At 67.0% G+C, this 13341-nt stretch carries 10 protein-coding genes and 1 pseudogene; 8 read left to right on the top strand and 3 right to left on the bottom strand.

What is annotated here, in order from left to right; all coding sequences use genetic code 11:
- The first annotated feature begins 7 nt into the window (after window positions 1–7).
- The gene (locus ACQ66H_RS16805) at window positions 8–874 is read left to right on the top strand and encodes a decaprenyl-phosphate phosphoribosyltransferase (RefSeq protein ID WP_430434964.1); all 867 of its coding nucleotides are present in this window, start codon (window positions 8–10) and stop codon (window positions 872–874) included.
- Here ACQ66H_RS16805 and murI read toward each other — a convergent pair whose 3' ends face one another.
- Both murI and ACQ66H_RS16795 read right to left on the bottom strand, forming a co-directional pair.
- Window positions 875–1681 carry a glutamate racemase gene (murI, locus tag ACQ66H_RS16800; protein ID WP_430434963.1) on the bottom strand — a complete coding sequence of 269 codons (807 nt, stop codon included), beginning with the start codon at window positions 1679–1681 and terminating at the stop codon, window positions 875–877.
- A gap of 37 nt (window positions 1682–1718) precedes the next feature.
- Window positions 1719–2285 (bottom strand): cob(I)yrinic acid a,c-diamide adenosyltransferase, encoded by a 567-nt coding sequence (locus ACQ66H_RS16795; RefSeq protein ID WP_430434962.1) that lies wholly within the window; start codon window positions 2283–2285, stop codon window positions 1719–1721.
- 210 nt (window positions 2286–2495) lie between these two features.
- Between ACQ66H_RS16795 and ACQ66H_RS16790 the strand changes: the two genes are divergently transcribed.
- The 4 genes and pseudogenes from ACQ66H_RS16790 (at window position 2496) to glcF (ending at window position 7951) form a co-directional block, all read left to right on the top strand.
- Window positions 2496–3785, top strand: coding sequence for a glycerate kinase type-2 family protein (locus tag ACQ66H_RS16790; protein ID WP_430434961.1), 1290 nt, complete (start codon window positions 2496–2498; stop codon window positions 3783–3785).
- Between the two features lie 259 nt (window positions 3786–4044).
- Window positions 4045–5554, top strand: a pseudogene (locus ACQ66H_RS16785) (FAD-linked oxidase C-terminal domain-containing protein).
- Between the two features lie 2 nt (window positions 5555–5556).
- The gene (gene glcE, locus ACQ66H_RS16780) at window positions 5557–6633 is read left to right on the top strand and encodes a glycolate oxidase subunit GlcE (protein ID WP_430434960.1); all 1077 of its coding nucleotides are present in this window, start codon (window positions 5557–5559) and stop codon (window positions 6631–6633) included.
- Between the two features lie 10 nt (window positions 6634–6643).
- Window positions 6644–7951 carry a glycolate oxidase subunit GlcF gene (gene glcF, locus ACQ66H_RS16775; protein WP_430434959.1) on the top strand — a complete coding sequence of 436 codons (1308 nt, stop codon included), beginning with the start codon at window positions 6644–6646 and terminating at the stop codon, window positions 7949–7951.
- A 187-nt stretch (window positions 7952–8138) separates the two neighbouring features.
- Here the strand turns inward: glcF and ACQ66H_RS16770 are convergent, their stop codons facing one another.
- Complete coding sequence (locus tag ACQ66H_RS16770) at window positions 8139–9089, bottom strand: IS481 family transposase (RefSeq protein WP_430432535.1); 951 nt, start codon at window positions 9087–9089, stop codon at window positions 8139–8141.
- A 228-nt stretch (window positions 9090–9317) separates the two neighbouring features.
- Here ACQ66H_RS16770 and ACQ66H_RS16765 point away from each other — a divergent pair, with 228 nt between their 5' ends.
- The 3 genes from ACQ66H_RS16765 (at window position 9318) to ACQ66H_RS16755 (ending at window position 13306) form a co-directional block, all read left to right on the top strand.
- Window positions 9318–10172, top strand: coding sequence for an HDOD domain-containing protein (locus tag ACQ66H_RS16765; RefSeq protein ID WP_430434958.1), 855 nt, complete (start codon window positions 9318–9320; stop codon window positions 10170–10172).
- A gap of 102 nt (window positions 10173–10274) precedes the next feature.
- Window positions 10275–11090 (top strand): PP2C family protein-serine/threonine phosphatase, encoded by an 816-nt coding sequence (locus ACQ66H_RS16760; protein ID WP_341423281.1) that lies wholly within the window; start codon window positions 10275–10277, stop codon window positions 11088–11090.
- A gap of 581 nt (window positions 11091–11671) precedes the next feature.
- On the top strand, window positions 11672–13306 hold the full coding sequence (locus ACQ66H_RS16755) for a Re/Si-specific NAD(P)(+) transhydrogenase subunit alpha (RefSeq protein ID WP_430434957.1): 1635 nt from the start codon (window positions 11672–11674) through the stop codon (window positions 13304–13306).
- The last annotated feature ends 35 nt before the right edge of the window (window positions 13307–13341 follow it).

The raw sequence follows: 13341 nt of genomic DNA, 5'->3' as shown, positions 1-13341 counted from the left end.
GCCTGCGATGATCGTCGCCGCCCTGCAGCTGATGCGCCCGAAGCAGTGGGTGAAGAACGGTTTCGTGTTCTTCGGCCTGCTGTTCGGCCATGCCTGGCATCAGGCCGCCATGGTGCAGTCGGCGCTGCTGGCCTTCGCCGCCTTCTGCCTGATGTCCAGTGCCGTGTACGCGCTGAACGACTTCCGCGACGTCGCGCAGGACCGCCTCCACCCGGTCAAGCGGCGGCGTCCGCTGGCGTCCGGCGCGCTGTCGCCGTCGGTGGCGGTGCTGCTGATGGGCGCGCTGTCCGCCAGTTCGCTCGCGCTGGCCTGGCAGGTCGGCGAAATGCTGGTGTGGCTGCTGTGCATCTACGGCCTGATCAACCTCGGCTACAGCTACGGCCTGAAACGCGTCGTCGTGCTCGACGTGTTCCTGATCAGCGCGGGTTTCATGCTGCGCCTGCTGGCCGGTACCACCGGCCTCGGCATTCCGCCGTCGAACTGGCTGCTGATGTGCGGCCTGCTGCTGACGCTTTTCCTCGGCTTCGCCAAGCGGCGCGCCGAAATGATGCTGATGGAGGAGGGCGGTGGCGCCCACCGCACCGTGCTGGACCAGTACTCGGCCGCGCTGCTCGACCAGTTCATCACCATCAGTGGCGCCTGCGCCGTAGTGGCCTACGCGCTCTACACGGTCAACGAGGACACGGTGCGCACCCACGGCACCGGCGACCTGATCTACACCCTTCCTTTCGTGCTGTACGGCCTGTTTCGCTACCTCTATCTGCTACATCGGCAGGGCGCGGGCGGAGATCCGTCGCACGACCTGTTCCGCGATGCCCACCTGATTGTCGCCATGGCGGGCTGGGTGGTCGTCACCGTCCTCATCCTGCGCTGATCAGCCGGTCAGCGGCTCGACCGTCGCGTCCTGCCCCCACAGCCGCTGCAGCGCGGCGCTGCGTTGCGGCGGCGGCGCGCTGCTCCAGAAACGTTCGCCGCCGTGATGGCCGCTGCGCAGCAGTCCGGCCCGGCCGAGCGCGCGCGCGAGCTGGCGGGCGACCGCATCGCCGGTGTCGATCACGCGTACCGCGGGCCCGGCCGCCTGTTCGATCAAAGGGCGCAGAAAGGGGTAATGGGTGCAGCCGAGCACGATCACGTCGGCCCCCTCGGCGATCAGCGGTTCGACGTGCGAAGCCACCAGCGCCCGCGTGTCGGGGCTGTCGAAATCGCCGCGTTCGACCGCTTCCACCAGACCGCTGCCCGGGCGGGTGACCACGTGAATGTCACGGCCGAAGGTGTCGAGCAGTGCTGCGAAGCGACTGCTGGCCAGCGTGCCGGTGGTGGCCAGCACGCCGACCGTGCCGGTCTTCGTCGCCGCCACCGCCGGTTTGACCGCCGGTTCCATGCCGATGATGGGGAGCGCGGGCCAGCGCTCGCGCAGCGCCTGCGCCGCCGCCGCGGTGGCCGTATTGCAGGCGATCAGCAGTGCCTTGGCGCCGTGGTCGAGCAGGAACTCGCCCAGCACCGCGCTGCGTGCGCGTATCCAGTCGGTGCTGCGCTCGCCATAGGGGGCGAAGCCGGAATCGGCGACGTACAGGAAATCCTCGGCCGGCAGCGCCGCGCGCGCGTGGCGCAGCACCGACAGGCCGCCAAGGCCGGAGTCGAATACGCCTATCGGCGCGTCGGGAGACAAGCTGTGCGTCACGGACAGTGTTCGGCCGCGGGCGTGCCCGGCCTTCCTTTCAGTCCGTCCCGCCGTCGTGGGCGCGACCGCGCTGCCACAGCACGTCACCGCAGCCGGCCAGCCGGTTGTAGGTGCGGCCAAGCACGAACAGCAGGTCGGACAGACGGTTCAGATACTGCCTGCTTGCCTCCGACACCTTGCCTTCGGCGGCCGCGGCGATCACCGCGCGTTCGGCGCGACGGCAGATGGTGCGGGCGAGGTGGGCGTGCGCCGCAGCGCGGGTGCCGCCGGGCAGGATGAATTCCTTCAGCGGCGTCAGCTCGGCGTTCAGGCGTTCCAGTTCGGCATCGAGGCGGGCCACCTGTTCGGTCTTGATGAGGTGGTAGCCGGGGATGGCCAGTTCGCCGCCGAGGTCGAACAGGTCGTGCTGGATTTCGGTCAGCAGCGCCGACAGATCGGCCGGCATGTCTTCGCACAGCAGCACGCCGATCGCGCTGTTCAGTTCGTTGACGTCGCCCAGCGCGTGTATCCGCGCACTGGATTTGGAAACCCGGGTGCCGTCGCCGAGGCCGGTTTCGCCGCCGTCGCCGGTGCGGGTGGCAATCTTGGATAGTCGATGACCCATGGCGTGTGATGACTTGGATAAGAGGTATTGATTATAAGTGCGCGCAAATATAAGGCCGGCGCACGCTAGAATTGCACATCATCCCATGCTGGCGCCCACCCCGCGACAGCCGGATATGCGGGCGGCCATCACCCGGCAGCGCTGCGCGGTTCATGCACATACACGCAGACCACACATCCCCCGCAAATGAACAGAACAGACGGAGTTGCCGTGAGTACCCCCGAACCGAAAGATTTCCTGAACAAGCTGTTCCAGGCGGCGTTCGACGCTGCCAATCCCGACCTGTGCGTGCCGGCCAATCTGCCGCCGCCGCCCAAGGGCCGCACCATCGTCGTCGGCGCCGGCAAGGCCGCGGCGTCGATGGCACTGGCGGTCGAGAAGAACTGGTCGGGCGACCTGTCCGGCCTGGTCGTGACGCGCTACGGTCACGGCGCACCGTGCCAGCGCATCGAGGTGGTCGAAGCGTCGCACCCGGTGCCGGATGCGGCCGGTCAGCAGGCGGCGAAGCGCATTCTCGACAAGGTGCAGGGCCTGAGCGAGGACGACCTGGTGATCGCCCTGATCTCTGGCGGTGGCTCGGCGCTGCTGTCGGCTCCGGCCGAAGGCCTGACGCTGGAAGACAAGCAGGCCGTGAACCGCGCACTGCTGGCCAGCGGCGCCGCCATCCAGGAGATGAATTGCGTGCGCAAGCACCTGTCGTCGATGAAGGGCGGTCGGCTGGCGCAGGCCGCCTACCCGGCGCGCGTATTCACGCTGGTCATTTCCGACGTGCCGGGCGACGACCCGGCGGTGGTTGCCTCCGGCCCGACGGTGCCGGACACCACGACCCGCGAGGACGCGCTGGCCATCATCCGTCGCTACAACATCGAAGTGCCGGCGGCCGTGATGGCCTGGCTGGCGAAGCCGGAATCGGAAACGCCGAAGGCCAACGACCCGCGTCTGGCGCGCTGCGAAACGCGGGTCATTTCCACTGCTCAGGCCTCGCTGCTGGCGGCCGCCGAAGTGGCGCGCGCGCACGGTGTGACACCGCTGGTGCTGGGCGACATGATCGAGGGCGAATCGAGCGACGCCGGCAAGGTGCTGGCCGGCATCGCCAAGGCTTGCGCGATCAACGGTACGCCGGTGCAGCCGCCCTGCGTGCTGCTGTCGGGCGGTGAAACCACGGTCACGCTGGGCCAGATCAAGCCCGGTCAGAAGCCGCGCGGCGGTCGTAACTCGGAATTCCTGCTGTCGCTGGCGATCGCGCTCGACGGCATGAAGGGCATTCACGCGGTGTCGGGCGACACCGACGGCATCGACGGCAGCGAGGACAACGCCGGCGCCATCGTCACCGACGACACGCTGGCCCGCGCCCGCGCCGCCGGCATCGACGCTCGCACGATGCTGGATCAGCACGACGCTTACGGTTTCTTCCTCGGCATCGACGACCTCATCGTGACCGGCCCGACGCTGACCAACGTTAACGACTTCCGCGCCATCTACGTCGAAAAGAAGGTCTGAACGACCTCGGCTCTCCCCGGAAACGGCGCCTGCGGGCGCCGTTTCTTTTGCCGCCTCCGAAAGCGCAGTCGCGAGCCGGGGTCTTGTGGGAGGGGGCTTCTGACCCCGACAGCGGCCTGTATCGGGAGCCGGCGGGGTTTCCGACGCCGCATCACGAGCAGAGGTGACTTCCACGGAGAGCGATCCCGCGCTGCAGGAGGCGCCGCCGGGGCACTGCGGGTATCATCTGCCGCCTGTCTCTGCCCCACCGGAAGCCGCCATGAGCGCTCTGCCACAGGCCCACGAAGCCACCGCTTTTCCGCCACCCGGAAGTACCGACCGACCGGCCCTGATCGCCGAACTGGCGCGTGTCCTGCCGGCGGACTGCCTGATCACCGACCTCGGCCGTCTGCGCGCCTACGAATGCGACGGACTGATGCTGATGCGCGAGATGCCGCTGGCGGTTGCGCTGCCGACCACCGAAGCGCAGGTGATCGCGGTGCTGCGCACCTGTCACCGCCTCGGCGTGCCGGTGGTGCCGCGTGGCGCCGGCACCGGCCTTTCGGGCGGGGCGACGCCGCACAAGCAGGGCGTGGTGCTGTCGACGGCGCGGCTGAACCGCATCGTGTCGGTTCAACCGCCTCGCCCAGCAGGCCGTCGTCCAGCCGGGCGTGCGCAACCTCGCTGTGTCGGAGGCGGCGGCGCCTTACGGTCTTTACTACGCACCGGACCCGTCGTCGCAGATCGCCTGCAGCATCGGTGGCAATGTGGCCGAGAACTCGGGCGGCGTGCACTGCCTGAAGTACGGACTGACCGTGCACAACGTGCTGCGCGTGCGCATGGTGACGATGGCGGGCGAGGTGATGGAAATCGGCAGCGCGGCGCCGGACAGCCCGGGTTACGACCTGCTGGCCGTGACCATCGGTTCGGAAGGCCTGCTCGGCGTGGTGACCGAAGTGACGGTGAAGCTGGTGCCCAAGCCGCGCGTGGCGCGCTGCGTGCTGGCCGCCTTCGACGACATCCGCCGCGCCGGGCAGGCGGTGGCCGACATCATCGCCGCCGGCATCATCCCGGCCGGCCTCGAAATGATGGACCAAGCGACCGCGGCGGCGGTCGAGCAGTTCGTTCATGCCGGCTACCCGCTCGACGCGGCGGCCATCCTGCTGTGCGAATCGGACGGCACCGAAGAGGAGGTGCAGGACGAGATCGCCCGCGTACGCGCGCTGCTCGACACCGCGGGTGCAACCGAAATCCGCATTTCCAGCGACGAAGCCGAGCGGCTGCGTTTCTGGGCCGGCCGCAAGGCGGCCTTCCCGGCGGCGGGTCGCATCTCGCCCGACTACTACTGCATGGACGGCACCATTCCGCGCAAGCGGCTGGCCGAAATGCTGGAGGCGATGGAGGTCATGGCGAAGAAGTACGGCCTGGGCCTGCTCAACGTGTTCCATGCCGGCGACGGCAACCTGCATCCGCTCATCCTGTTCGATTCGAACGACCCGGACTCGGTGCACCGCGCCGAAGCCTTCGGCGTTGAAATCCTCGAACTGTCGGTGGCGCTGGGTGGCACCATCACCGGCGAGCACGGCGTGGGTCTGGAGAAGATCAACCAGATGTGCAGTCAGTTCGCCTCCGACGAACTCGACATGTTCCATCGCGTGAAAGCGGCCTTCGACCCGGCCGGCCTGATGAATCCGGGCAAGGCGGTGCCGACGCTGCACCGCTGCGCCGAAATGGGCCGCATGCACGTGCATCACGGCGAACTGCCGCATCCCGAACTGCCGCGTTTCTGACCATGACCCACTCTCTTCATGCAGTGCTGCGCGAGCAGGTGCTGGAGGCCGCCGCGCACGGTCGCGCGCTGCGTCCGCATGGCAGCGGCTCCAAGGACTTCCTCGCCCAGTCGCTCGACGGCGTGCCGCTGGACATGCGCGGTGCGCAGGGCGTCATCGCCTACGAACCGTCCGAGCTCTACATCACCGCGCATGCCGGCACCCGTCTGTCGGCGATCGAGCGCCTGCTGGCCGAGCACGGCCAGATGCTGGCGTTCGAGGCGCCGCACTTCGGCCCGCACGCGACGCTGGGCGGCGCCCTGGCCAGCGGGCTGTCCGGGCCGCGCCGCATCAGTGCCGGCAGCCTGCGCGACTTTGTGCTCGGCGTGACACTGATGGACGGACAGGGCCGCGTGCTGCGCTTCGGAGGCCAGGTGATGAAGAACGTCGCCGGCTTCGACGTGTCGCGCCTGATCGCCGGCAGCTTCGGCACGCTGGGCCTGGTGCTCGAGGTGACGCTGAAGGTGCTGCCGCGCCCGCAGGCGGAACAGACGCGCGTGCTCGCGCTCGACGAGGCGGCGGCGCTGACCCGCATGCGCGAGTGGGGTGCCCAGCCGCTGCCGGTGTCGGCCACCGCCTGGCTGGACGGTCGGTTGGCGGTTCGACTGTCGGGCGCGCAGACCGCGCTCGATGCGGCCGTGCGCAACATCGGCGGCGACCCGCTCGATGCGACCGAGGCGGCTGCGCTGTGGCAGTCGATGCGCGAGCAGACGCACGATTTCTTCGCCGGCGACACGCCGCTGTGGCGCCTGTCGCTGCCGCCGATGACGCCGGTGCTGCCGCTCGACGGCGGCTGCCTTGTCGAGTGGAACGGCATGCAGCGCTGGCTGCGCAGCGATGTCAACGCCGACGCGCTGCGTCACGCAGTGAAGGCTGTCGGCGGTCACGCGACGCTGTTCCGCGGCGGCAGCACCGTCGATCGCGCGCTCGGCGTGTTCGAGCCGCTGGCCCCTGAAGTGATGGCGGTGCATCGCCGCCTGAAGCAGGCTTTCGACCCGTCCGGCGTGTTCAGCCCCGGACGCCTGTACGCTGAACTGTGAGCGCCCACTGATGCAGACCGGACTGGCCGATTTCATCCGCAACACCCCCGAGGGCGACGCCGCCGACACCCTGCTGCGCAAGTGTGTGCACTGCGGTTTCTGCAACGCCACCTGTCCCACCTACCAGCTGCTGGGCGACGAGCTCGACGGTCCGCGTGGCCGCATCTACCTGATGAAGCAGATGCTCGAAGGCGAGGTGCCGGCTGACACCGTGCTGCCTCACCTCGACCGCTGCCTCACCTGCCGTAACTGTGAATCGACCTGTCCGTCCGGCGTGCGCTACAGCGAACTGGTCGATATCGGTCGCGCGGTGGCCGAGCGACGTGCGAAGCGCCCGCTGGCGCAGCGCGCGAAGCGCTGGCTGCTGCGCGAAGGGTTGTCGCGCCCGGCGGTGTTCAACACCGCACTGGCGCTCGGTCGGCTCGCCAAGCCGCTGCTGCCGGGGTCGTTGGCGGCCAAGGTGGCTGACGCGCGCACTGCTGGCGCCTGGCCGCCGGTGCGCCATCAGCGCCGCATGCTGGTGCTGGCGGGCTGCGTACAGCCGGCGTTGATGCCGGACGTGAATGCCGCGGCGGCGCGCGTGCTCGACCTGCTCGGCATTTCGCTGGTCGAGATCGCGCGCGCCGGCTGCTGCGGTGCGCTGCGTTTCCACCTGAACGACCAGGACGGCGGTCGCCAGGACATGCGTGCGCTGATCGACGCCTGGTGGCCGGCGATCGAGCGCGGCGACGTCGAGGCCATCGTGATGACGGCTTCCGGCTGCGGCAGCACAGTGCGCGAGTACGGCCATCTGCTGGCCGACGATCCGCAGTACGCGGAGCGCGCGGCGAAGGTGGCGGCGATGACCCGCGACCTGTCGGAAATCCTGGCCGCCGAGCGCGTACAGATCGAGGGCCTGTTCGCCGCTGGCACCACGGCGCGCCAGCCGCTCGCCTATCACCCGCCCTGTTCGCTGCAGCACGGCCAGCAGGTGCGCGGACACGCGGAGGCGCTGCTGCGCGCCGCCGGCTACGACCTGAAACCGGTCGCCGACAGCCATCTGTGCTGCGGCTCGGCAGGCAGCTATTCGCTGCTGCAGCCGGCGCTCGCGACGACGCTGCGTAACAACAAGCTGAGCGCGCTGCAGGCCGAACAGCCTGCCGGCATCGCCAGCGCCAACGTCGGCTGCATCGCCCATCTGCAGACCGGGACCACGACGCCGGTGCGCCACTGGATAGAGTGGCTCGATCAGGCGCTCACCCAGGGTCTGTTGCCATTGAATCGCGGGCCGCGCGCGAATCCCGAAGCGTCCGGATCAAGGCGGGCCGACGCCGGCTGACTGGCCGTCAGGGGAGGAGGCCCAACGCGGAGATGGGTGCATCGGGGCTCGCGCTCTCCGGGTTTGGAGCGTGCGCGGCACGGACCGCGTTGCGCTCCTTGTCGAGACCGCCCGTCTCGACTTCGTCGCACGCCCTGCCCGTGCCTCGCGCGCTGCAACGCGGTTCGCGATTTAATAGCAACAGACCCTAGGTGTGAAGAGTCAAGAGGTTGTTCTGCGAATTTGAGAGACGGGACATAGGGACTTTGCAGGCGATGCCGTGATGAGGTCGGTGCCAGTTGTAGAAGTGGTTCCAGAGAGGCAAAGCGGCTTTGCGCAGGTCGGAGTTGGGATAGGAATGGCCGTAGGCCCACTCGCGCAGAGCTGACTGGATGAAGCGCTCTGCCTTGCCATTGGTCTGTGGCCGATAGGCTCGTGTGAACTTGTGTTTGATCCCCAGCTCGGTGCAGGCCTGAGCGAAGGCGAGCGAGTGGAAGGCAGGTCCGTTGTCGGTGAGCACGCGCTGTACGGTGACACCGAGCGTTGCGTAATAGGCGACGGCATTTCGCAGGAAGCTCACGGCGCTGTCTTTGCGCTCATCGGGGTGCATGTCGGTGAAAGCAATGCGCGAATGGTCGTCGATGGCCACAAACAAGTGTTCCCAGCCTACGCCGCGGGTGCGCTTGCGATAATCGGCTGTGATTCGATGACCCACAGCGGTGAAGCGGCCCAACTTCTTGATGTCGATGTGGAGCAGTTCGCCGGGCGTCTGGCGCTCGTAGCGCTGTATGGACTCCGTCGGGGCCAGATCGCTGAACCTTGAGAGGCCGGCTCGTCGGAGCACCCGGCTGACCGTTGCTTTGGATACGCCGGTGTAGGAGGCGATCCGGGATTGAAGAAAGAGTTTGCGGCGCAGCTCGATGATGGTCAGCGCGACTTCTGGGGCAATGCTTCGGGGAGAACGGGCGGGACGGGACGACTTGTCTGCAAGTCCAGCCGGACCTTCGGCCAGGTAGCGCCCCAGCCATTTGCGGGAAGTGACACTGCTGACGCCGTTACGCTTCGCCGCATCAGAGGCCGACAGACCTCTCACACGCATGTCCAACACCATTTCCAGGCGACGAAGGTAGGTCAATCGGGCATTCTTGTGGGTGTTCATCCGGAATCCTGTTCGAGAGAGCTTGGGGGTTTGGCGATTTCCAGTCTCTCAGAACTTCTCCGGGTGAACACCCGAAACAACCTATTGAAGCTTCACACCTAGGACGCCTGAGGTCGCGCCGGACCCGGATCCGTGCCCTGCGGATCCGGGTGCATTCCGCCGCTCAAGTCCTGTTGACGGCTGCCGTTAAAGCTCGCAGCCCGCAATACAGTTCCGAGTGAGCCCGCCATGCAGCAAACAGCCGTACACGCCCCCGAAGTCATCGACGCAGTACTCGAATCGTCCGCCGTCCTCCTTCCATCGAAGCCCCGACTGCTGCTCGAAATCGAAAACCTGATGCGCAATCCGGATTTCGAGGTCGGCCTCCTTGCCGAGAGCATTTCGCGCGACCCTGGTGTGCTGGCTGCGCTGTTCAAGGTGTGCCGCTCGCCGGCCTACGGGCGCGGCCGTGCGCCCGCCAACGCCGAACAGGTACTGATGCGCATCGGTCTCAATCAGACCATCAATCTGGTTCGCGGCATTTCGATCCGTCAGGCGGCAGGCGGTCCGGGGCCGCAGATGGAGCGCTTCTGGCAGCGCTGCGAAACGATTGCCAGCCTGGCCTCGCAGATCGCCGGCGAGCGCGTCGCGGTCTGCAACGTGTTTCCCGATCAGGCCTATCTGGCCGCCATGTTTCACGACTGCGGCGTTCCCTTGCTGATGCAGCGCTTCGCTGACTACTGGAGCACGCTGAATCTGGACGAGGAGTCCTACTGGGTCGATACCGGTCTGGAGAACGTGCGTTACCGTCTCGATCATGCGACGGTCGGCTACTGGGTCGCCCGCAACTGGGGTTTGCCGGAGCTGATCGTGCAGGCCATCCGCTATCACCACGAAATGCCGGAAGACGACACCTACGGGCTGCGCAGCACGATAGGCATCGTCGCGCTGGCGACGCATATCTATCTGCTCAACAAAGGCTTGCCGGACCCGATCTGGAGCATGCGTTCGGGCGAAGTGCTCGAGGAGCTTGGCATACATGCGAGCGCGCTCGACGAGTACATCGACGAGATCAATGAGCAGTACGTGAGCTTCTCGTTGTGAAGAATCGTGAAATTGCACCTGTGCTTGCAGACATGAACAGCTGCTTACACGAGCGTGTGCTGTTGAGAAGCTAGAATCGGCTACAGGTATCCGGAAAGCTTCATGGCGCTCAAACTAGACAGCTGCGTCGCGCAGCACATCGGCGATCGCAAGGAACAGCAGGATCGCGCAGCGGTGTTTCCGCATTCCCGTCACAAGGGCATGCTGATGGCCGTGCTCGCCGACGGCATGGGCGGCCACAGCGGCGGCGCGATGGCGGCTGAGCAGGTCGTGCACAAGGCGCGCGAGAACTTCGAGAGCTTCGCCCCGGCGATCGAATCGCCGCATGACCTGCTGCGCAGCGTGGTCGAGGAATCGCACGTCGTCATCAAGCTCACCCGCTTCACGTCCGAGCAGGATCCGCATTCCACCGCCTGCGTGCTGCTGATGAACGGCGGCCGCGCCGACTGGGCGCATTGCGGCGATTCGCGCATCTACCATTTCCGCGACGACAAGCTGGTCAGCTGCAGCAAGGACCACTCGCTGGTCGGCGAACTGATGCGTCAGGGGCGCCTCGACGAAGAGGGCGCCAAGACGCACCCGCAGCGCAACCTGCTTCTGCACTGCCTCGGTGCGCAGAAGGAACCGGTGATCGATTTCGGCGGCACCGACACGCTGTCCGACGGCGACACCTTCGTCATCTGTTCCGACGGTCTGTGGGCCTATTTTTCCGATGAGGAAATGGGCGGCGTGCTGTCGGTGTACTCGGCGCGCGAGGCGGCCGAGGTGTTCATCAAGCGCGCGCGCGAACGTGGTCGCCCGACCGGCGACAACGTGTCGCTGATCATCATCAAGCTGGTGGATGTCGAAGCCCGCCAGAAAGCCGAAAAAGAACGCCTTGACGCTGCCCGGCGCAAGCTCGGCAAACTTCCCGCCTGACCCGCCGCGGCGTTCCGCCGCATGCGCCTTGCCTTCCCCTTCCGGTCACCGCCATTGCATACGCACCCGCACGTGTTGCGGTGCGGCATGTGTATTCGCCCTTTGTCAATAACACTGAGCGGCTATGGCGTGTTGCGGCGCAACGTGCATCTTTTTTGGCACAAAGTGCTGCGCCGTGAAGCCCGACACGCTAGACTGCGCGCTCCGGAAGGCGGGGGAGGAGCGCGGCGTAGGCGCTCCGTGCGACCAACAATGCGCCCGTCGCCGGATCGGTCATGTGCGGCCAGGGGCCGTTTAGAACAGGGGGTACATCCTTACAACGGCGCCTTCGTGGATTTGATGGCCTTGGTGGTGCCCGAAGCATTGCCCGTGATCCCCGGCACCTCTGGGCCATCGATAGAACCGCTGCCGAAGGGCGTGTCGGCCGCCAGCGTGCGCTGGGGGCGCCAACTGCACACGGCCGCGACGGACAGCGTCTACAGTGTTCGGGGCAGGCTGACGGTTCCGCCACTGCTTCCGCCCCCTGATGCGCCATCGCGCAGCAACTGACCGAATTCCAACAAATCGACCGAGGACTACCCATGACTTCTGGCGCATCGAACGACAACGCCGCGGCCAACGCGGCAGCCCCCACGCCGCAGCGCATCGGCGTCCCCCGAGAGATCTTCCCGGGTGAAAAGCGCGTGGCCACCGTGCCAGACGTGGTGACCAAGCTGACCAAGCTGGGTTTTGACGTGGTCGTGGAGACCGGCGCGGGTGATCTGGCTGACCTGTCCGATAGCGCCTACCGCGAAGCGGGCGCCAGCATCGCCGGCTCTGCGACCGAGCTGTGGAGCAGCGCCGACATCGTGTTCAAGGTGCGTCCGCCGACCGCCGACGAGGTGGCGCTGATGCACGAAGGGCAGACCCTGATCGGCTTCGTCTGGCCGGCGCAGAACCCGGAGTTGATGCAGCAGTTGGCGGCGAAAAAGGTCACCGTGCTGGCCATCGACGCGCTGCCGCGCACGCTCAGCCGCGCGCAGAAGATGGACGCGCTGACCTCCATGGCCGGCGTCAGCGGCTACCGCGCGGTGGTCGAGGCGGCCAACGCCTTCGGGCGCTTCTTCAATGGCCAGATCACCGCCGCGGGCAAGGTGCCGCCGGCAAAGGTGTTCATTGCCGGTGCCGGTGTGGCCGGCCTGGCGGCCATTGGTGCGGCGGCCAGCCTGGGCGCCATCGTGCGTGCCAACGACACCCGCGCCGAGGTGGCCGACCAGGTCGTCTCGCTGGGTGGCGAGTTCGTCAAGGTCAACTACGAGGAAGAGGGCTCGGGCGGCGGCGGCTACGCCAAGGTCATGAGCGAAGGCTTCCAGGCCGCGCAGCGCGAGATGTACGCGCAGCAGGCGCGCGAGGTGGACATCATCATCACCACCGCGCTGATTCCGGGCAAGCCTGCACCCCGTCTGATCACGGCCGAGATGGTGCGCAGCATGAAGCCCGGCAGCGTGATCGTCGACATGGCGGCCGAACAGGGCGGCAACTGCGAACTCACCGAACCGGGCAAGGCCGTGGTCAAGCATGGCGTGACCATTGTCGGCTTCACCGACCTGGCCTCACGCATGGCACGCCAGTCGTCCACGCTTTATGGCACCAACCTGTTCCGCCTGACCGAAGAGCTGTGCAAGACCAAGGACGGTGTCATCAACGTCAACATGGACGACGATGCTATCCGTGGCCTGACCGTGATCAAGGACGGCGAGATTACCTGGCCGGCACCGCCCATCGCCGCCGCTCCGAAGCCCGCGCCCAAGCCGGCCGCCGTAGCGGTTGAAAAGAAGAGCGGTCACGGGCACGGTCCCGGCGGCCCGATGCCCGCCAAGACGCTGGCCATCATCTTCGCCGTGGGGGCTCTGGCGTTCTGGGCCATCGGTTCGTTCGCGCCGGCCGCGTTCCTGGGCCACTTCACGGTCTTTGTGCTGGCCTGCTTCATCGGCTACATGGTGGTCTGGAACGTCACGCCCGCGCTGCACACGCCGCTGATGAGCGTGACCAACGCCATCTCCAGCATCATCGTCATAGGCGCGCTGATCCAGATCGCGCCGCCTGATGCCGGTGCGAACGGTCAACCGGACCAGCTCATCCTCTGGCTCGCCTTCGTCGGCATCGTGCTGACCGCGATCAACATGTTCGGCGGCTTTGCCGTGACGCGCCGCATGCTGGCGATGTTCCAAAAGTAAGGACACCAGGGACGGAGCTTCGGCTCCGTCCCCGA

The organism is Methyloversatilis sp., from assembly GCF_965284615.1.
Classification (GTDB): Bacteria; Pseudomonadota; Gammaproteobacteria; order Burkholderiales; family Rhodocyclaceae; genus Methyloversatilis.
The sequence above is the reverse complement of the archived record's forward strand: the minus strand, read 5'-3'. Positions and strand labels throughout refer to the sequence as shown.